19 protein-coding genes and 1 pseudogene are annotated in these 18,293 nt (G+C 68.1%); 12 read left to right on the top strand and 8 right to left on the bottom strand.

What is annotated here, in order from left to right:
• Positions 1-58: 58 nt before the first annotated feature.
• Positions 59-1,396 carry an NADP-specific glutamate dehydrogenase gene (gdhA, locus tag ACIGFL_RS09015; RefSeq protein WP_397496925.1) on the top strand — a complete coding sequence of 446 codons (1,338 nt, stop codon included), beginning with the start codon at positions 59-61 and terminating at the stop codon, positions 1,394-1,396.
• 168 nt (positions 1,397-1,564) lie between these two features.
• The gene (locus ACIGFL_RS09010) at positions 1,565-2,245 is read left to right on the top strand and encodes a spermidine synthase (RefSeq protein WP_397496924.1); all 681 of its coding nucleotides are present in this window, start codon (positions 1,565-1,567) and stop codon (positions 2,243-2,245) included.
• A 42-nt stretch (positions 2,246-2,287) separates the two neighbouring features.
• On the opposite strand, the gene ACIGFL_RS09005 is transcribed toward ACIGFL_RS09010, so the two are convergent.
• Positions 2,288-3,349, bottom strand: a complete 1,062-nt coding sequence (locus tag ACIGFL_RS09005; RefSeq protein ID WP_397496923.1) for an SMP-30/gluconolactonase/LRE family protein — start codon at positions 3,347-3,349, stop codon at positions 2,288-2,290.
• Positions 3,350-3,481: 132 nt separating this feature from the next.
• Here ACIGFL_RS09005 and rnd point away from each other — a divergent pair, with 132 nt between their 5' ends.
• The 5 genes from rnd to ACIGFL_RS08980 all read left to right on the top strand — a co-directional run bounded on the left by rnd (position 3,482) and on the right by ACIGFL_RS08980 (position 7,726).
• Positions 3,482-4,615 (top strand): ribonuclease D, encoded by a 1,134-nt coding sequence (rnd, locus tag ACIGFL_RS09000; protein ID WP_397496922.1) that lies wholly within the window; start codon positions 3,482-3,484, stop codon positions 4,613-4,615.
• Positions 4,612-4,905, top strand: a complete 294-nt coding sequence (locus tag ACIGFL_RS08995; RefSeq protein ID WP_021446077.1) for a YcgL domain-containing protein — start codon at positions 4,612-4,614, stop codon at positions 4,903-4,905. Before rnd ends, ACIGFL_RS08995 begins: the two co-directional genes overlap by 4 nt.
• Before the next feature lie 3 nt (positions 4,906-4,908).
• The gene (locus ACIGFL_RS08990; RefSeq protein WP_397496921.1) at positions 4,909-5,841 is read left to right on the top strand and encodes a D-2-hydroxyacid dehydrogenase; all 933 of its coding nucleotides are present in this window, start codon (positions 4,909-4,911) and stop codon (positions 5,839-5,841) included.
• A gap of 95 nt (positions 5,842-5,936) precedes the next feature.
• On the top strand, positions 5,937-6,386 hold the full coding sequence (locus tag ACIGFL_RS08985; protein WP_122108577.1) for a YcgN family cysteine cluster protein: 450 nt from the start codon (positions 5,937-5,939) through the stop codon (positions 6,384-6,386).
• Between the two features lie 107 nt (positions 6,387-6,493).
• Positions 6,494-7,726, top strand: coding sequence for a hypothetical protein (locus ACIGFL_RS08980; protein WP_122108576.1), 1,233 nt, complete (start codon positions 6,494-6,496; stop codon positions 7,724-7,726).
• A 57-nt stretch (positions 7,727-7,783) separates the two neighbouring features.
• On the opposite strand, the gene ACIGFL_RS08975 is transcribed toward ACIGFL_RS08980, so the two are convergent.
• Entirely contained in the window at positions 7,784-8,134 is a 351-nt protein-coding gene (locus tag ACIGFL_RS08975) for a YajD family HNH nuclease (protein WP_122108575.1), read from the bottom strand.
• 84 nt (positions 8,135-8,218) lie between these two features.
• On the opposite strand from ACIGFL_RS08975, the gene ACIGFL_RS08970 reads away from it, so the two are divergent.
• Positions 8,219-8,536: a hypothetical protein gene (locus ACIGFL_RS08970; protein WP_397496920.1), complete on the top strand. Its 318-nt coding sequence runs from the start codon at positions 8,219-8,221 to the stop codon at positions 8,534-8,536.
• Here ACIGFL_RS08970 and ACIGFL_RS08965 read toward each other — a convergent pair.
• From ACIGFL_RS08965 to ACIGFL_RS08950, 4 genes and pseudogenes are all read right to left on the bottom strand, one after another.
• A complete protein-coding gene (locus ACIGFL_RS08965) occupies positions 8,533-9,003 on the bottom strand; it encodes a cyclic nucleotide-binding domain-containing protein (RefSeq protein ID WP_122108561.1) in 471 nt (156 codons plus the stop codon). The two genes, ACIGFL_RS08970 and ACIGFL_RS08965, sit on opposite strands and share 4 nt — an antisense overlap.
• Positions 9,004-9,126: 123 nt before the next feature.
• Positions 9,127-9,840 (bottom strand): methyl-accepting chemotaxis protein, encoded by a 714-nt coding sequence (locus tag ACIGFL_RS08960; RefSeq protein WP_397497105.1) that lies wholly within the window; start codon positions 9,838-9,840, stop codon positions 9,127-9,129.
• Positions 9,841-10,242: 402 nt separating this feature from the next.
• Positions 10,243-10,749 (bottom strand): annotated as a pseudogene (locus ACIGFL_RS08955) (Tar ligand binding domain-containing protein); the annotation flags it as partial.
• A gap of 257 nt (positions 10,750-11,006) precedes the next feature.
• On the bottom strand, positions 11,007-13,049 hold the full coding sequence (locus ACIGFL_RS08950) for a S9 family peptidase (protein ID WP_397496919.1): 2,043 nt from the start codon (positions 13,047-13,049) through the stop codon (positions 11,007-11,009).
• Positions 13,050-13,163: 114 nt separating this feature from the next.
• Between ACIGFL_RS08950 and ACIGFL_RS08945 the strand changes: the two genes are divergently transcribed.
• The 4 genes from ACIGFL_RS08945 to ACIGFL_RS08930 all read left to right on the top strand — a co-directional run bounded on the left by ACIGFL_RS08945 (position 13,164) and on the right by ACIGFL_RS08930 (position 15,591).
• Positions 13,164-13,628 (top strand): MFS transporter, encoded by a 465-nt coding sequence (locus tag ACIGFL_RS08945; protein WP_397496918.1) that lies wholly within the window; start codon positions 13,164-13,166, stop codon positions 13,626-13,628.
• 58 nt (positions 13,629-13,686) lie between these two features.
• The gene (locus tag ACIGFL_RS08940; RefSeq protein ID WP_397496917.1) at positions 13,687-14,133 is read left to right on the top strand and encodes an HIT family protein; all 447 of its coding nucleotides are present in this window, start codon (positions 13,687-13,689) and stop codon (positions 14,131-14,133) included.
• A gap of 4 nt (positions 14,134-14,137) precedes the next feature.
• The gene (locus ACIGFL_RS08935; protein WP_021444880.1) at positions 14,138-14,911 is read left to right on the top strand and encodes a class II glutamine amidotransferase; all 774 of its coding nucleotides are present in this window, start codon (positions 14,138-14,140) and stop codon (positions 14,909-14,911) included.
• Between the two features lie 155 nt (positions 14,912-15,066).
• Positions 15,067-15,591 (top strand): DUF2937 family protein, encoded by a 525-nt coding sequence (locus tag ACIGFL_RS08930; RefSeq protein WP_397496916.1) that lies wholly within the window; start codon positions 15,067-15,069, stop codon positions 15,589-15,591.
• 6 nt (positions 15,592-15,597) lie between these two features.
• Here ACIGFL_RS08930 and ACIGFL_RS08925 read toward each other — a convergent pair whose 3' ends face one another.
• Both ACIGFL_RS08925 and ACIGFL_RS08920 read right to left on the bottom strand, forming a co-directional pair.
• Entirely contained in the window at positions 15,598-16,941 is a 1,344-nt protein-coding gene (locus ACIGFL_RS08925) for a TolC family outer membrane protein (protein ID WP_397496915.1), read from the bottom strand.
• A 1-nt stretch (position 16,942) separates the two neighbouring features.
• A complete protein-coding gene (locus ACIGFL_RS08920; RefSeq protein WP_397496914.1) occupies positions 16,943-18,289 on the bottom strand; it encodes an HlyD family type I secretion periplasmic adaptor subunit in 1,347 nt (448 codons plus the stop codon).
• Between the last annotated feature and the right edge of the window lie 4 nt (positions 18,290-18,293).

Raw genomic sequence — 18,293 nt, 5'->3', positions numbered from 1 at the left:
GTGCCTTGGCTGCTGATAGAGTGCCGCGCATTCTGTCTGCCTGGCGTCGAGGTGCCGCATGTCGTTGTCCGTTGAAAGCTTCCTGTCGCGCCTGAAGCAGCGCGATCCCGATCAGCCGGAATTTCACCAGGCGGTGGAGGAAGTGGTGCGCAGCCTGTGGCCCTTCCTCGAGGCCAATCCGCGCTACCGCGAGGCGGGCATTCTCGAGCGCATGGTCGAGCCGGAGCGCGCCATCCTGTTCCGCGTGCCCTGGGTCGACGACCGCGGCCAGGTGCAGGTCAACCGCGGCTACCGCATCCAGATGAGCAGCGCCATCGGCCCGTACAAGGGCGGCCTGCGCTTCCACCCCTCGGTCAACCTGGGCGTGCTCAAGTTCCTCGCCTTCGAGCAGGTGTTCAAGAACTCGCTGACCTCGCTGCCCATGGGCGGCGGCAAGGGCGGCGCCGACTTCGATCCCAAGGGCAAGAGCGAGGGCGAGGTGATGCGCTTCTGCCAGTCGTTCATGAACGAGCTGTACCGCCATATCGGTGCGGATCTGGACGTGCCGGCCGGCGATATCGGCGTCGGCGCCCGCGAGATCGGCTACCTGTTCGGCCAGTACAAGCGCCTGTCCAACCAGTTCACCTCGGTGCTCACCGGCAAGGGCCTGAGCTACGGCGGCAGCCTGATCCGCCCCGAGGCCACCGGCTACGGCTGCGTGTATTTCGCCCAGGAGATGCTCAAGCGTATCGATCAGGGCTTTGAGGGCCAGCGCGTGGCCATCTCCGGTTCCGGCAACGTCGCCCAGTACGCGGCGCAGAAGGTCATGGAGCTGGGCGGACGGGTGATCTCGCTGTCCGACTCCGAAGGCACGCTGTACGCCGAGGACGGGCTGAACGAGGAGCAGTGGCAGTACCTGATGGCGCTGAAGAACCAGCGTCGCGGTCGCCTGCGCGAGATGGCCGAGCACTTCGGCCTGCAGTTTCTCGCCGGCCAACGGCCCTGGCGCCTGGCCTGCGACATCGCGCTGCCCTGCGCGACGCAGAACGAGCTGGACGGCGAGGATGCCCGCGCGCTGCTGAGGAGCGGCTGTATCTGCGTGGCCGAAGGCGCCAACATGCCCTCGACCCTGGAAGCGGTGGACCTGTTCGTCGAGGCCGGCATCTGCTACGCCCCGGGCAAGGCCTCCAACGCCGGCGGCGTGGCCACCAGCGGCCTGGAGATGAGCCAGAACGCCATGCGCCTGCACTGGAGCGCCGGCGAGGTGGACGAGCGCCTGCACGGCATCATGCAGAACATCCACCACGCCTGCGTGCACCACGGCGAGGAGAAGGGCCGGATCAACTACGTCAGGGGCGCCAACATCGCCGGCTTCGTCAAGGTGGCCGATGCCATGCTGGCGCAGGGCGTGGTCTGAGAACCTGCTCAAAGGCTGACTTTGAAAAGGCTCTGAAAGCAGCGTCGCTGTAGTCACGAGGCCTCGCGTGTCAACGCGGGGCCTCGTCGTTTCTGGCGGGGCTGTGCTGCTCGGCCGATTCAGGCATGCTGCCCGCCCTCACGCTCGCTACACAGGTCTTCGCTCTGCATGAAACGTTTTGTCTTGCTCGACACCGCTCCGATCCCGGGTACGAATGGTGCGCTGAACCTGTTCGAGTACGGGGAAGATTTCGTCATCAAGATTGCCGGCGGCGATGGCGGGCAGCTGATGAATACCCGCATGCACGGCTCGGAAGATGCCCTGGCCGCGATTCCCTGCAAACAGATCGCTGGCCGTCCACAGGTGCGGGTGCTGATCGGAGGTCTGGGCATGGGCTTTACCCTGGCCTCGGCGCTACAGCACCTGGGGGCTGACGCCGAGGTGGCGGTGGCCGAGCTGGTGCCGGGCGTGGTCGAGTGGAACCGTGGCCCGCTCGGGGCGAAGTCCGGTTATCCGTTGAATGACCCGCGTGCAGTGATCATTCAGGAGGACGTCGCCAAGGTGCTGCAGGCCGCCGAGCAGCGCTACGACGCGATCATGCTGGACGTCGACAACGGTCCGGAAGGCCTGACTCAGAAGGGCAATGACTGGCTGTACAGCATGGATGGCCTGCGCCAGTGCGCCAAGGCGCTGAGGCCCAGGGGCATGCTGGCAGTGTGGTCGTCCAGCGCCGACCGGGCCTTTTCGGAGAAAGTGCGCAAGGCGGGCTTCAAGGGCGAAGCGGTGCAGGTGTATGCCCATGGCAACAGGGGCACGCGGCATACCATCTGGATTGCCCAGAAGGTCTGAGCGGGCTGCCCAGGTCGTGAGTGACCTGGGCAGCTGCATTGCTCAGTGAATCTGCAGTTTGCCGATACGGTCGTTGTCCAGGCTGCCGAAGTACAGATGGTCGCCCACCGGTTTCACCGAGGTGACCATGCGCAGGTGGGTGCCGCTGGTGTCGTGCAGGCTGCGCACGATCTCGCCCTGTTCGTTGAGGGCGATGGCGAAACCGTAAGGGATCGCCTTCGGCCACAGCGCGCGCGGCAGCTTGGCCAGTTGCGCCTTGAGCCAGGGGTGACGGTGGAGGAAGTCGGCGTCGGCCTTGCGCGGGGTGGGCAGGGCGACCCAGAAGGTGCCCTTGCGGTCGCCCTGCAGGTTGTCCGGCAGGCCGGGCAGGTTGTCGATGAACACCTCGTGCTGGCCGGCCTTGTCGCCCTTGAGCCAGTAGCGGGTGATGCGGTAGCGGTAGGTCTCGTTGACCAGCACGAAGTCCTCGTTCGCCGACAGCGCCACGCCGTTGGCGAAGTACAGGTCCTTGAGCAGCACGCGGGTCTGGCCTGTGGCCGGGTCATAGGCCAGCAGGCGGCCGTGCGGACGGGCCTCGAGCAGGTCGAGCAGGTAGTCCGGCTGCTGGAAACGCGAGGAGGCGTCGCTGAAGTAGATGGTGCCGTCGCTGGCGATATCCAGGTCGTCGGTGAAGGCGAAGGGCAGGCCCTCGGCCTCGGTAGTCAGTACCTTGACGTTACCTTGTGGGTCGATGCTCAGCAGGCCCTTGTAGGCGTCGGCGACGATCAGGTTGCCAGTGGCGTCGAAGTCCATGCCCAGCGGCCGGCCGCCGGTGTCGACGAAGGTCTCCACGCTGTCGTCTGCCAGCACGCGGACGATGCGCCCGTCGTGCAACCCGGCATAGACCCGGCCTTCGGCGTCCACGGCGGTATCTTCCGGACCATGCAGCTGGCCGCGGGCCAGCAGTTCGGCCTTCATCAGGGTGTCGTTGGGCTCCAGCACGCCGATCATGGCCGGCGCGGCGGGCGCGTCCCAGGCCAGCGGGTCGATGGGACTGGGGGTGATGGCCAGGTAGCCGGCCGCGGCGGCCAGCAGCACGACGAGCAGGGCAAGCAGTTTCTTCATTGTTGTTCTTCCGTGTCGAGGGCAAGCGATGCGCGGCACAGGTTACACAGTTCGCCGGCGCAGTGGCAGAGCGCTGCCCCGTCCGGCGGCCGGGGCATATATACTGCGCGGCATTCTTCACGGGAGAGCCGCGTGGCTAACGATATTCACTGGATTCGCGACGACGCCAGCCTGGCCGAGCATTGCGCCGCCTGGCAGGCGTTGCCCTTCGTCGCGCTGGACACCGAGTTCATGCGCGTCGACACCTTCTACCCGATCGCCGGCCTGCTGCAGGTCAGCGAGGGCGCGCGGGCCTACCTGATCGATCCGCTGTGCATCGGCGACTGGGCGCCCTTCGCCGCGCTGCTGCAGGCGCCGCAGGTGGTCAAGGTGCTGCATTCGTGCAGCGAGGACCTGGAAGTCTTCCTGCGCCTGACCGGCAGCCTGCCGACGCCGTTGTTCGATACCCAACTGGCCGCCGGCTACCTCAACCTGGGCTTCTCCATGGGCTACTCGCGCCTGGTGCAGGCGCTGCTGGGCATCGAGCTGCCCAAGGGCGAGACCCGCTCCGACTGGCTGCAGCGGCCGCTGTCGCAGACCCAGGTGAGCTACGCCGCCGAGGACGTGCTGCACCTGGCGGAGGTGTACCAGGCGCTGACCGCCCGCCTGTCGCCGGAGAAGTATGCCTGGGTGCTGGAGGATGGCGCCGAACTGGTCGCCGGCCTCGGCCGCGAGGTCGACCCGGAGCAGGCCTGGCGCGAGGCCAAGCTGGCCTGGAAGCTGTCGCGTCAGCAACTCGCCGTGCTGCGCGCACTGTGCGCCTGGCGCGAGCGCGAGGCGCGGGCGCGCAACCAGCCGCGCAACCGCATCCTGCGCGAGCATTCGCTGTGGCCGCTGGCGCGCACCCAGCCGGACAACCTGGTGGCCCTGGCGCGCATCGAGGACATGCACCCGAAGACCGTGCGCCAGGACGGTGAGACCCTGCTGGCGCTGATCCGCGAGGCCGCCGCGCTGCCGCCGGGCGAGTGGCCCGAGGCGCTGCCCGAGCCGCTGCCGGTGGAGGCTTCGGCGCTGCTGAAGAAACTGCGTGCCATCGGCCAGCGTGAGGGCGAGCGCCTAGCGATAGTGCCCGAGCTGATGCTGCGCAAGAAGACCCTGGAAGCCCTGCTGAAGAGCGGCTACCCCAGCGGTCCCTACCAATTGCCCGAGTCCCTGCGCGGTTGGCGCCGGGAGTTGATGGGCCAGGCGCTGCTCGACTGCCTGGCCGCCGAAGGAGAATCCGCGTGAAACGCATCTGTTCCATCTACAAGAGCCCACGCAAGAACGAGATGTACCTCTACGTGCTCAAGGCCGACGCCCTGAGCCGGGTACCGGAGGGCCTGCTCGGCGTGTTCGGCGCGCCGGTGCACGCCTTCGACCTGGTGCTCAGCCCCGAGCGGCAACTGGCTCGCGAGGACATCGCCCAGGTGCTGGAGAACCTGGAGAAGCAGGGCTACCACCTGCAGATGCCGCCGCCGGAGGAGGAGTACATCGAGCACCTGCCGGACGAACTGCTGCGTCGCAACGACCCGGTCTGAACCATGCGCCTGCTGATCGCCGAGCACGACCACGGGCGCTACGCCGAGCTGATTCGCGCCGCGCGGCCCGAGTTGGCGCTGCAGGCCGGCGCCGACCCCGTCGAGCTGGCCGCGGCGGCCGGCGACTGCCCGTTGTGGCTGGGCCAGCCCGATCTGCTCGCGCCCCTGCTGCGCCAGGGCCTGCGCCCGCAGTGGCTGCAGTCGACCTGGGCGGGGATCACGCCGCTGCTGGCGCCCGACTTGCCGCGCGACTATCGCCTGAGCCGCGCCGTCGGCATCTTCGGCCAGGTGATGGCCGAGTATGTGCTCGGCCATCTGCTGGCCCATGAACGGCGCCTGTTCGCCCGTCTGGCCGCGCAAGTGGCGCAGCGCTGGGAGCACAGCCTGCCGCGCAGCCTGGCCGGGCGGCGGGCGCTGATCGTCGGCTGTGGCGATATCGGTCAGGCCGTGGCGCAGTTTCTCGCGCCTTTCGGTCTGCAGCTGCGCGGCGTGGCCAGCGCGCCGCGCCAGCAGCCGCCCTTCGTCGAGGTGGCCGGCTTGGATCAGCTGCCGCGCCTGGCCGCCTGGGCCGACTATGTGATCAACCTGTTGCCCGATACCCCAGCCACCCGCGATCTGTACGACGCCGAGCTGCTGGCCCGGCTGCGCCCCGAGGCGCTGCTGATCAATGCCGGGCGCGGCGCCGCGGTGGTCGATGCCGACCTGGTGGCGGCGCTGGAGCAGGGCCAACTGGCCGGCGCGGTGATCGACGTCTGCCGCGAGGAGCCGCTGCCGCCCGGCCATCCGTTCTGGAGCGCGCCGCGTCTGCTGCTCACCGGACACAGCGCTGCGCCCACCGAGCCGGCGCTGATGGCCGCGCTGTTTCTCGACAACCTGGCGCGCTGGCAGGCCGGCGAGACGCTGCGCGGCGAGGTGGCGTTCGCCCGCGGCTACTGAGCCTAAGCGCTGCCGTTCGGCATCCGCCGCTTGGCCGTGACCGGCGCTCGGGCTAGACTGCCGCGCTTTTCTCCTCCGAGCTTCTGCCTGTCGCCATGGCCGCCAAAGTCGAACCCTTCTGGAAACGCAAGACCCTCGCCCAGCTCGATCAGGACGAGTGGGAGTCGCTGTGCGACGGTTGCGGTCTGTGCTGCCTGCAGAAGCTCGAAGACGAGGACGACGGCGCCGTCTACTACACCCGCATCGCCTGCAAGCTGCTCGATCTCAAGAGCTGCCGCTGCAGCGACTACGCCAACCGCGCCAAGCAGGTGCCCGACTGCATCCAGCTCACCCCGGCGCAGGCCGACCAGTTCCAGTGGCTGCCGCCGACCTGCGCCTACCGCTTGGTCAGCGAGGGCAAGGACCTGCCGCTGTGGCACCACCTGGTCTGCGGCGATCCGGAGGCGGTGCATATCGAGCGCATCTCGCAGTCCGGGCGCATGCTCAGCGAGAACAGCGTGGCCGAAGACGACTGGGAAGAGCACCTGATCTTTCGCGCCGGTTGATCGGCGCCGGGCTTCGTGGCAAATCTGTGCGCCCAGCCATGGAATTGCCCGAGGGCGTCGCGGTCATATCGGATCGCCGCGTCCCACCGCATCAGGAGCTTTGCGCGATGCCCGTTCGTTACCCCCTGTTGTCCCTGCTGTTGCTGAGTCTGAGCCTGCCGACCTGGGCGGCCACGCATAAGGTCGATTTGGACTACCGCGTGCGCTTTCTGCCCGAAACCAACCAGGCCGAAGTCAGCCTGACCCTGGAGCAGGGCGAGCGCGTGCTCAGCCTGGACTTCGACCTGGGCAAGGAGGGCCGCTACAGCGACTTTTCCGCCGACGGCCAGTGGCAGCAGGAGCAGCCCGAGCGCGGCATTTGGCAGCCGGCCGCCGGCAAGAGCCGCCTGAGCTACAAGGTGCGCATCGACCACGAGCGCCAGCCGGGGAGCTTCGATGCGCGGATGACCGAGGACTGGGCGCTGCTGCGTGGTGACGACCTGGTGCCCAGCGCCGTGCTGCGCCAGCAGGACAAGACCGAGCTGGTGGCGCGCCTGCAGTTCGAGCTGCCCAAGGGCTGGAAAAGCGTGGAAACCGGCTGGCCGCGCATCGGCAAGAATCGCTTTCGCATCGACAACCCGCTGCGCAAGTTCGACCGCCCCACCGGCTGGCTGGTCGCCGGCAAGCTCGGCACCCGCCGCGCCCGCCTCGGCGAGACCGATGTCGCCATCGCCGCGCCGGTGGGCGAGGGCATGCGGCGCATGGACATCATGACCCTGCTGACCTTCGTCTGGCCCGAAATGCAGGCGGTGTTCCCGCGCGATCCGGCCAAGCTGCTGATCGTCGGCGCCGGCGACCCGATGTGGCGCGGCGGCCTGTCGGCGGCCAATTCCTACTACATGCACGCGGACCGGCCGCTGGTCAGCGAGAACGGCACCAGCTCGCTGGTGCACGAGCTGGTCCACGTGTTCAGCCGCATCCAGTCGCGCGACCGCAGCGACTGGATCACCGAGGGTCTGGCCGAGTACTACGCCATCGAACTGATGCGCCGCGCCGGCGGTATCGGCGAGGACCGCTACCAGAAGATGCGCGAGCAACTGACGCGCTGGAGCAAGCCGGTGAAGAGCCTGCGCACCGCGCGCGCCACCGGCCCGGTCACCGCGCGCGCGGTGCTGCTGTTGCAGGAGCTGGATCGGGAAATCCGCCAGAAGACCAAGGGCAATACGCAGCCGCGTTCGCTGGACGACGTGACCCGCGGCCTGATGCGCCTGGACAAGGCCAGCACCGAGGATTTCATCGACATCGTCGAGAACGTCATGGGCGGGCCGTCGCGGGTGCTGGATACGCGGTTGTTGCGCTGAGACCAAGGCGGCGCGCGCGGCGCGCCCTACGGATAAGCCGGCACCGCCCCCGCTTCTTTAACGCTTGAGCAGCGCCTCGAGCCCGGCCAGCGCCTTGTGGGTGACCTTGCTGCCGGAGCCGGCGCTGGCGGCTTCTTCCTTCTGGTAGTGCAGGTCGACCTGGCGCTGATGCTCGTTGTCGTGGCAGTACAGGCACAACAGTTCCCAGTTGGAGCCGTCTTCCGGGTTGTTGTCGTGGTTGTGGTCGCGGTGGTGCACGGTCAGCTCGCTCAGGCGCTTGCCGCTGAACTCGCGGCCGCAGCGCCCGCAGATATGCGGGTACATCTTCAGGGCTTTTTCGCGGTAGCTGGTTTCGCGGCGCCGCTGCGCCTCGGCGAGGATCTGGTCCAGCTTGCTGGTGGTGCTCATGGCGTGGCTCGTGCTCGGGTGGCGAACGTTGGCGTTCGGATGCTGCCAGAATAGAACGAAAGCTCGCCGATCAGGAGCCCCATCATGCGTCGCTCGATACTTGCCGCTTCGATCCTGGCCTGCGCCGCCGCCGCACTGGCCCAGACCCAGCAACCGCCGCGCATGCCGACGTCGCCCGCCGCCGGCGCGCCCGGCACCGCCACGCCGCAACCCTACGGTCAGCCGCAAAGTGCGCCGATTCAGCGCCAGGGGCCGGGGACGGCGCCCTTGCTACCGCCACCGCAGGGGCAGAGCCTGCCGCGGCTGGTGCCGCAAGCGCCGAAGGATCAGGCCATCCCGCTGCTGGAACAGCAGCTGCAGCGCAATCGCCAACCGGTCGAGCCGGGGCAGAAGCGGGATTAGACCTGGTTGACCAGCTGGCCGTCGGCCATGCGCAGGCGTTTCGACATGCCCACGGCGATGGCGCGGATGACCTGGGCGGCGGCTCTCGGCGCCTCCTGCAGCATCTTGTCCAGGGCGTCCTTGCCCAGGGTCAGCAGCACGCTGTCGCTGGCCGCGACGCAGGTGGCCGAGCGTCGTTCGCCGTCGAGCACGGCCATTTCGCCGAAGGCGCGGCCCTTGCGCAGGCAGGTGATCTCCACCTCCTCGCCGCTGACGTTGGTCTTGCGCACCGAGACGGCGCCCTGCTGGAGGATGCACATGAAGGTGCCGGCATCGCCCTCGCGGAAGATCAGCGTGCCTTCGTCGATCTTGCTCAGGCTGAAATAGCCGGCAGCGGTGAGTACGTCGCCGGCAGGCAGTTGGTCGAACAGGCCGCAGTCCAGCAGCATGTCGCGGATGGCGTCGATCAGGTGGGAAGTGTCGGGCATGGTCGGGCGGTATGGCGAGAGCGGGGAGGCGACCTTAGCCGCAACGGCAGGCGTTGCCAATCGCTGTTGGTCGCCTGCCGCGGCGTTTCTCGAGGCCGTTCACGCTCTCGCCTGCACGGGCGCTCAGAAACTGAAGCGGCGCATCACCCCCTGCAGGCGCTCCGACATGCCCTGCAGCGCGCGGATGGCCTGGACTATGCCGCCCTGCGCCGCGGAGTTCTCCTCGACTATCTGCGCCACCTGTTCGACGTTCTGCGCCACCTGCTCGCTGGCGGCGCGCTGCTGCTGCAGGGCGGTGGCGATGATGCCGACCGACTGCAGCGATTCGTCCAGCGCCTGGCGGATCTCGCCCATCGCCGCGGCGCTGCGTTCGACCAGCTGCAGGCCGTTGTCGACGCCCGCGCAGGTCGCCGCCATGCTGTCGTGGGCCTGGCGCACGCCGCCGTGGATGGCCTCGACCAGGGCGACGATCTCGGTGGTGGATTGCGCGGTGCGCCCGGCCAGGCTGCGCACCTCGTCGGCGACCACAGCGAAACCGCGGCCCTGCTCGCCGGCGCGCGCCGCCTCGATGGCGGCGTTCAGCGCGAGCAGGTTGGTCTGCTCGGCAATGCTGCGAATCACGTCGACTATGGCGCCGATATTGCCCGATTGTGCCGCCAACTCTTGGATATCCGCCGAGCACTGCGCGACCAGGGCGGCGACCCGACGGATTTCCTCGATGGCCTGGGCGGTCACCGCCAGACCGCTGTCGGTCAGCTCGCCGGCCTGCTGCGCGCGGTCGTGGGTGTGCTGGGCGTTTTCGGCGATATGGTTGATGCTCACCGCCAGCTGCTCCATGGTCGCGGCCATCGCCGCGGCGGTGTCGCTCTGGATATTGGCGCTGTTGAGCACCTGCTCGGAGGAGGCGGCCAGCTGCAGGGTGGCGCACTCGATCTGCTCGGAGGCCTCGCCGATATTGCCGATTACGTCGTGCAGGCCATGGCGCATGGCCTGCACCGACCTCATCACCCCGCTGCTGGCGCGGCCGTCCGCCGGCGCGCCATCCAGGCGACCGGCGGCGATGCGCACGCTGATCGCCTCCAGCTCGCCGGGTTCGGCGCCCAGCTGGTGGCCGAGGCGGCGGCTGAAATACAGCGCATGGGCGCTGCCCAGCAGCATGGCGAGCAACAGCAGGGCCAGGCTGAGGCGCAGATTGGCGGCGTACTCCGCCTCGCCCAGCTGGAACTGGTGCTTGGCCTCCACCAGCTGCACCTCGATCAGCTCGGCGAACTTGGCCGACAGCGGGTCGATCAGCGGGTACAGCTCGCTGCGGGCGAAACGCTCCAGCGCCACCTGATCGCCGCGGGCGAGCAGGCTCTGCAACTGCTCCAGCGGCGGCCCGGCGCGCTCCATCAGCGGGGCGATCTGCTCGATCAGGCGGCGTTCCTCGGCGATCAGCTCGGTGGTCAGGTAGGCCTGCCAGGTCTGCGCGATGCGCTGCTGGGCCTGTTCGATCAGCTGCTGCGCGGCGTGGCCGGTCAGTTCGCCGCTGCGCGCCTTGTGCGTGGCGTCGACTATGTTCACCGCGTAGAGATCGGCGATCAGCTTGAGGTCGCGCAGCGGCACCACGCGATCCAGGTAGACGGTCTGCAGCCCGCCGACGGTGGCTTTCAGCCCATGCAGGCCGAGCAGGCCGACGGCCAGCAGGGCGCTGAGCAGAGCGCCGGCGAGCAGCAACAGGTGGGTGCGAATCTTCCAACTCTTCATGGCGGATCTTCCTTGGCGGCAGGCAGGAAAAGGGCGCTTATGGCCTATCGCCATGAGCGTGCCTTCAGCCTAGCAGGCCGCCGAGAAACTACCTGCGTTGGCAATACTGCGTTAAAAACGGCCTCAAAATGCTCATTTACAGCTCGTAAACTCCGCTTTTTCGGCCGCTTTTGCCTTGTCTTGCCTGCCTCGCCTACGTTTCTCAACGACCTGCTAGATCAGATTCCGCGAGCGGCGAGCGAAAGTTGATTGCTCGGTCAGCCTTCGGCGAGGCCCAGTACCTTGAACAGGAACGCGTATTCCAGGGCCACGTCGCGGATGCCCTGGTAGCGCCCGCTCATGCCGCCGTGGCCGGCGTCGAGGTCGGTCTTGAGCAGCAACAGGTTGGCGTCGGTCTTGCGCTCGCGCAGCCGCGCTACCCACTTGGCCGCTTCCCAGTACTGCACGCGGCTGTCGTTGTAGCCGGCCACCGCGAGGATCGCCGGGTAGGCCTGGACGCGCACGTTCTCGTAGGGTGCGTAGGCCTTGATCCGCGCGAACACCTCGGGCAGGTTGGGGTCGCCCCATTCGTCGTACTCGGTCACCGTCAGCGGCAGCTCCGGGTTGAGCATGGTGTTGAGCACGTCGACGAAGGGCACCTCGGCGATGGCCGCGGCGAACAGCTGCGGGCGCTGGTTGAGCACCGCGCCGATCAGCAGGCCGCCGGCGCTGCCGCCGCTGATGGCCAGCTGCGCCGGGGTGGTCAGGCCGGCGTCGATCAGGTGTTCGGCGCAGGCGATGAAGTCGCCGAAGCTGTTGGGCTTGTGCTCCAGCTTGCCGGCGCGGTACCAGGCCTCGCCCATCTCGCCGCCGCCGCGCACGTGGGCGATGGCGAAGACGAAACCGCGCTCGAGCAGGCTCAGGCGGGCATGCGAGAACCAGGGGTCGAGGCTCTCGCCGTAGGCACCGTAGCCATAGAGGTAGAGCGGCGCCGGCGTGCCGGCGGCGAGCACCTCGCGGCGCGCCACCAGGCTGATCGGCACCTGCGTGCCGTCGGCCGCGGTGGCCCACAGGCGGCGACTCTCGTAGGCCTCGGCATCGAAGGGGCCTTCCACTGGGGTCTGCTTGAGCACCTGCTGGGTGCCGCTGGCCAGCTCCAGCTGACGAATCTGCGCCGGGCGGCCGAGGGCCTCGTAGCGCAGGCGGATCACCGTGCTGTGGAACTCCAGGCCGTCCTGCACGTGCAGGCTGTAGGCGGCATCCGGCAGTTGCACGCGGTAGGCGGCCGCGCCCTGCGGCTGCACTTCCAGCACCGGCAGGCCGCCCTCGCGCAGGCTCAGCACCAGGGCGTCGCGGTTGAGGGTGACGCCTTCGAGCATCACCGCCGGATCGTGGGCGCGAATCTCGCGCCAGTGCGGGCGCTGCGGCGCGGCTTCGTCGGCGGCGTAGAGGGCGAAGTTGATGCCGCTCTGGTTGCTGCGGATCAGCCAGCTCCAGGCGCCGTCCTGCAGACCGTGGTCGACATCGTACTCGTGGCCTTCCTCGCGTGGCGCCAGGCAGGCGAAGGCGTCCTGCGGCCGTTCGGCATCCAGCACCCAGACTTCGCTGGTGGTCTTGCTGCCGAGCTGGAGGATCAGCTGGCGCTCGGAGCTGGAGCGGTAGCAGTGCAGGAAGAAGCGCCCGTCGCCCTCCTCGAACACCGCTTCGGCGCCGTCCTCACCGAGGCGGTGGCGGTACAGCTTGTAGGGTCGGTGGGTGTCGTCCAGCTCGGTGAAGAACAGCGTCTGGCTGTCGCCCGCCCAGGTCATGCTGCCGTCGCAGTCGTCGAAGGGCAGCTCCTGGATCTGCCCGCTATCGAGTTCCTTGACGAACAGGCGGTAGATCTCGTCGCCGCTGCGATCCAGGCTGTAGGCCAGACGGCGTTGGTCAGGGCTGATGCTGAAGGCGCCGAGCGCCAGGTAGCCGCCGCCGGCCAGGGCGTTGGGGTCTAGCAGCAGCTGCTCGCTGGCGGCGTCGAGGCTCAGCGAGCCGTCCGCCGGTTTGCGGCAGCGATAGTGGCGCGGGTACTCGTCGCCGGCGGTGGTGCGCTGGAAGTAGAGGTAGTCGCCCCAGGGCACCGGCAGCGACAGGTCGGTTTCGCGGATGCGCCCCTTGATTTCCTCGAACAGCCGCCCGCGCAGCGCCTGCTGCGGCGCCAGCTCGGCTTCCAGGTAGGCGTTCTCGGCGCGCAGGTGGTCGAGCACCTCGTCGCTGTCGCGGTTCTCCAGCCAGCGATAGGGATCGGCGCCGGATTCTTGGCGGGCGATGGGGGCAGCGATCATGCAGAGACTCCAGGGCGGCGCGGCCGACGGCAGGGGCGCCGGGCCGGGGAAAAGCCGTTATCATAAGCGCCCCTCCGTCAGCCCCGCCAACTTCGAGGCCAGGATCGCCGCTTTATGATGAACGAGAACGACTATCTGCTCGCCTGGGCCGCCTATGGCGTCGCCGCCCTCGGCTGCCTGCTGGTGTGGCTGCGCATGACCAGCTGGATGTGGCGCTACCTGCGCGAGCCGTTGCGGGTGCTGGTGGCGGTGCTGTTGTTCAGCCCGACCATAGTCGACCCAGCGCGCGAGTTGTTCGCCCCGGCCATCGCGGTGACCGCCATGGACCTGCTGCTCAAGGTGGGCAACAACGCCTGGCGGGCGGTGGCCGACCTGACCCTCTACAGCCTGATCGCCTTCGCCCTTTACCTGGTCTTCGTCGCCGTGCGCTGGCCCATCGAGCGCTGGTGGCAGGGGCGCCGCGAGGAGACTGTGGTGGAAGACGAAGACCCGCGCACCCTGCGCGAGCTGATGGAACAGGACGACGAGCGCCTGGCACATCGCTACGAGCGCGGCGGCCGGCTGGAACCGCGCCTCTGACCCTTGCGCCTGGCCGGTTAGCCGGTCAGCATGATGGCCATCGTGGATGGGAGGCCTCATGGACTGCGTATTCTGCGCCATCGCCGCTGGCCGTTTGCCGGCGCACCAACTGTACCGGGACGAGGATTTCATCGTCCTGCTGGATATCTTTCCCATGCGCCCGGCGCACGTGCTGATCGTCAGCCGCGCCCATGCCCCCTTCCTCGAGGATCTGCCGGCGGCAGTGCGCGACCGTCTGCTGGCCCTGGCTGACAAGATGGCGGCGGCGTTGCGCGCGGCGGGCTACGGCCGCGAGGGGATCAACCTGCTGATCAACGACGGCCCCGATTCCAACCAGCACGTGCCACACCTGCATCTGCACCTGATCCCGCGACGCCGCGGCGATTTGCCGGCGCTGCTCTGGCGCCTGCTGGTGCGTTTCCTGCCCCTGGGCCGTCGGCGTTTGCAGGCACGCCTGCAAGCCGAGGCCGAGCAACTGCGCCGTGCCCTCGGCGAGGAGAACTGACTCGATGTGCGAATTGCTCGGCATGAGCGCCAACGTCCCCACCGATATCGTCTTCAGCTTCACCGGGCTGATGCAGCGCGGCGGGCGCACCGGGCCGCACCGCGACGGCTGGGGCATCGGCTTCTACGAAGGCCGGGGCCTGCGCCTGTTCCAGGATCCGCGGGCGAGCAGCGAGTCGGAGGTGGCGCAGCTGGTGCAGCGCTACCCGATCAAGAGCGAGGTGGTGATCGGCCATATCCGCCAGGCCAACGTCGGCCAGGTGTGCCTGGCCAATACCCATCCCTTCGTGCGCGAGTTGTGGGGGCGCAACTGGTGTTTCGCCCACAACGGCCAGCTGACCGGCCTGGTCGGTGCCACCAGTTTCTACCGGCCGGTGGGCGACACCGACAGCGAGGCGGCCTTCTGCGACCTGCTCAACCGGGTGCGCCGCGCCTTTCCCGAGCCGGTGTCGGTGGAGATGCTGCTGCCGGTGCTGGTGGCGGCCTGCGCCAGCTACCGCCAGCTCGGCGTGTTCAACTGCCTGCTCAGCGACGGCGACTGGCTGTTCAGCTTCTGTTCGAGCAAGCTGGCGCATATCACCCGGCGCGCGCCCTTCGGCCCGGCGCAGCTCAAGGACGCCGACCTCAAGGTGGATTTCCAGGCCGAAACCACGCCGAACGACGTGGTCACGGTGATCGCCACCGAGCCGCTGACCGACAACGAACAATGGACGCTGTATCAGCCGGGAGAGTGGCGGTTGTGGCGCCGTGGCGAGTGCATCGCCGACGGTAAGGCTTGAGAGCTTGTGAAGAAATCGTCGCGAGCGAAGGCAGGTCGCGTTTCGCCTGCGCGCAGCAAGCGGAGTGTATTGAAGTACATGAGCATTGCGAGCACAGCCGAAACGTGAGATGCCGAGCGCAGTAGATTTATTCACAAGCTCTGAGGGGGGGAAGGATGTTGCGAAGCTATTTGCGCCTGGCGCTGTTCGCCTGCGGTCTGCTGCTCGGCGTGCAGGTGCCGGGCTTCGTCGACGACTACGGCAAGCGCGTCGAGGCCCATCGCCTGGAGTCGCAGCAGAGTCTCAAGGGCTTTCAGGACACCGCGCGGCGCTTCTTCAAGGGCGACCTGGATGCGCTGGTCGCGCACTACCGGGTCAGCGACGATGCGGTGATGCGCAGCGACGCGCAGAGCGTGGCCCATCTGGTGCAGCGCGCGACCTTGCTGGAGCGCGAGTGGCAGGCCATGCAGGGGCCCTGGTACGCCCAGGCCTGGCACCTGGCCACGGCCGCCGATGGCGAACTGTTCGAGGAAACCCTCGACGCCTACCGCTACCAGGTGCTGCTGACTCCCGAGGCGATGCTCTGGGGCCTGAGCTGCGCCTTGCTGCTGGCCTGGCTGGCGGAGTCGCTGGCGCTGCTGCTCGCCTGGATGCTGGGCATGGGGCAGACGCGACGCACCCAGCAGCGTCACTGGCGCTGAGCGTACTCAGTAGCCGATCGCCAGCTCCGGGCCCAGGTAGGCATTGGCCTGGAGGATATCGTCCTCGCCGAGCAGGCCGACCGCTGCGGCCAGCTGCAGACGGGCCAGCAGGTAGCGCAGCTTGGCTTCGAGCAGGTCGCGGCGGGCGATGAACACCTGTTCCTCGGCGTTGAGGATATCGACGTTGGTGCTGGAGCCGGCGAGAAAGCCCTTGCGTGCCGAGTCCTGCGCCCGTTCGCTGGAGGCGACGGCCTGTTCCAGGGCGCGGATGCGCGCCTGGCCGCTCTGTACGCCGCGGAACTCGCGGGTGGTGGCGGAGAACACTTCCTCGCGCGCGGCGTTGACTTCCTCGCCGGCCTGTTCGCGGCTGGCGGTGGCCTGGCGCACCCGCGCGCTGACCCCGCCGCCGGCGTACAGCGGCATGTTGAATTCCAGGCCGATGGAGTTGTAGCGGTTGGTCTGATCGATGGTGGAGATCGAGTCGCTCTCGCTGTCGGTATAGCCCAGCACCAGGTCCAGGGTCGGCCAGTGGCCGCTGCTGGCGCGTCTGACTTCCTCTTCGGCGAGGCCGTGGTTGACCTGCCGCGCGCGCAGCGTGGGGTTGTTCTGGCGCGCCTTGTTCAGCCAGTCCTGCAGGTTGTTAGGCTGCAGCGGCGGAGTGGGAAAGTCCGCCTGGAGGGTGGCGAGCTGTCGGGGGATGTCGCCGAGCAGTTCCTCCAGCAGGCGCAGGGCGACCACCAGGTTGTCCTCGGCTTCGATCACCTCGGCCTGGGCCAGGTCGCGCCGCGCGGTGGCCTGGTCGACGTCGGTGATGGTGCCGTCGCCCAGGTCGAAACGGCGCTGCGCGGCGGCCACCTGCTGCTCGAAGGCCTTGAGCTTGGCGCGCGACAGGTCGATGGTCTCGCGCGTCAGCAGCACGTCGAAGTAGCGGCTGGCCAGGCGCACGGCGACGTTCTGCGTCTTGGCGTCGAACACCGCCTCGCTGTAGCTGGCGCGCTGCTTGCCCTGGCGGTACTCGACCATCTTCTGGCGGTTGTACAGCGGCTGGCGCAGCTGCAGGCTGAGGTTCTGCGAGTCGTAGTCCAGATCGTTTTCGATGCTCTGGCCGAGCAGGTTTTCCTGCTCCTGGGTGCCGTCGACCCGACTCTTGCTGGCCCGCGCGGTGATCTGCGGCAGCAGCCCGGCCTTGCCTATGGCACGGTTTTCCAGGCCGGCGTCGCGCTCGTGGATGGCCGCGCGGTAGGTCGGGCCCTGCAGTTGCAGCTGCTCCCAGGCCTGCAGCAGATCGAGGGCGTGGACGGGCACGGCGGCCAGGCAGCAGAGGCCGAACAGCGTTTGACGCATGAGCATGTCATTGCTCCTTGAAGGCTCCATCGATGCGGTCGAGCAGGGGTTTCATCAGGTAACTCATCAGGTTGCGTTCGCCGGTCTTGATCGTCACGGTGGCCGGCATGCCGGGGCGGATACGGTTGCTGCCGAGCTTGTCCATGCCTTCGGCGGTCACCTCGACCTGGGCCAGGTAGTAGGGCTGCTTGTTGGCCTCGTCGATCAGGCGGTCGGCGGAGATGGTCAGCACGCGGCCGGGGATGTTCGGCGTCTGCGCGTGGTTGAAGGCGGGGAAGGCGATGTCCACCGGCAGGCCGGGCTGCATCTTGTCGATGGCCTGCACCGGCACCATGGCGTCCACTTGCAGCGGCTCGTTGGCCGGCACCACGTCCATGATCCGCGAGCCGGCCTGGATCACCCCGCCGATGGTGGAGGCGGACAGCCCCAGTACCACGCCGTCGATGGGCGAGCGGATCACCGTGTTGGTCACCTCGTAGTCCAGCGCGCGCAGGCGGTCGGCGAGGGCGGCGGCCTCTTTCTGCGCCTCGGTCAGTTGCGATTGCACTTCCTTCTGGAAGTCCTGTTCCAGTTGCAGGATGCGCAGCTTGATTTCGGCGATCTGGTTGCGCGTACGCCCGCTGTCGGCGACGTTCTGCGCCAGCGAGGCGCTCAGTTCGGCAGCGTTGCGCTCCAGCTCGAGCATGCGGTTGCGGGTCACGTAGCCTTCGGCGGCCAGGCTGCGCACGCCGTCGAGTTCCTGGTTGAGCAGCTTGATCTGCGAATTGCGCGAGTACTGCACCTGGCGCAGGCCCTTGAGCTGTTCCTCGGCGCCGCGGATGTTCTCGCGGAGAATCTCGGCCTCGCCGCTCAGCGCCGCGCGGCGGGTGGCGAACAGGCGCTGCTGCAGGGCGACCGAGGCATCCAGACGTGGGTCGCCGGCGAAACGGCTGAGCAGTTCAGGATCGAACTCCACCTGCTCGGCACCGTCGCGCTCGGCCTGCAGGCGGCTTTTCACCGTGCTGACCACTATGTATTGGGCGCTGACCATGCCCTGCTCGGCGATGGCGCGGGTGGCGTCCAGCTCGATCAGCGGCTGGTTGCGCGCGACCAGGTCGCCTTCGCGTACCAGGATGGCGCCGACCGAGCCGCCGGTCAGGTGCTGGATAGTCTTACGGTTGTCGGTGACGTTGACCGTGGCGTTGGCCACTACCCCGGCATCCAGCGGCGCGAGCAGGGCCCAGAGGATGAAACCGCCGAAGCCGGCGAGCACCAGCGACAGGCCCCAGCGGCTCGGTTTGCGGTCGTCCATGTCGATTTCGCAGGGGCTGTCCGCCAGCTGCAGGCTCTTGCTCTCGAACTGTAGGTCGGACATGGCA

This window comes from Pseudomonas sp. NPDC077649 (genome assembly GCF_044542855.1).
Taxonomy (GTDB): domain Bacteria; phylum Pseudomonadota; class Gammaproteobacteria; order Pseudomonadales; family Pseudomonadaceae; genus Aquipseudomonas.
This window is presented reverse-complemented; position numbering and strand designations above follow the sequence as displayed.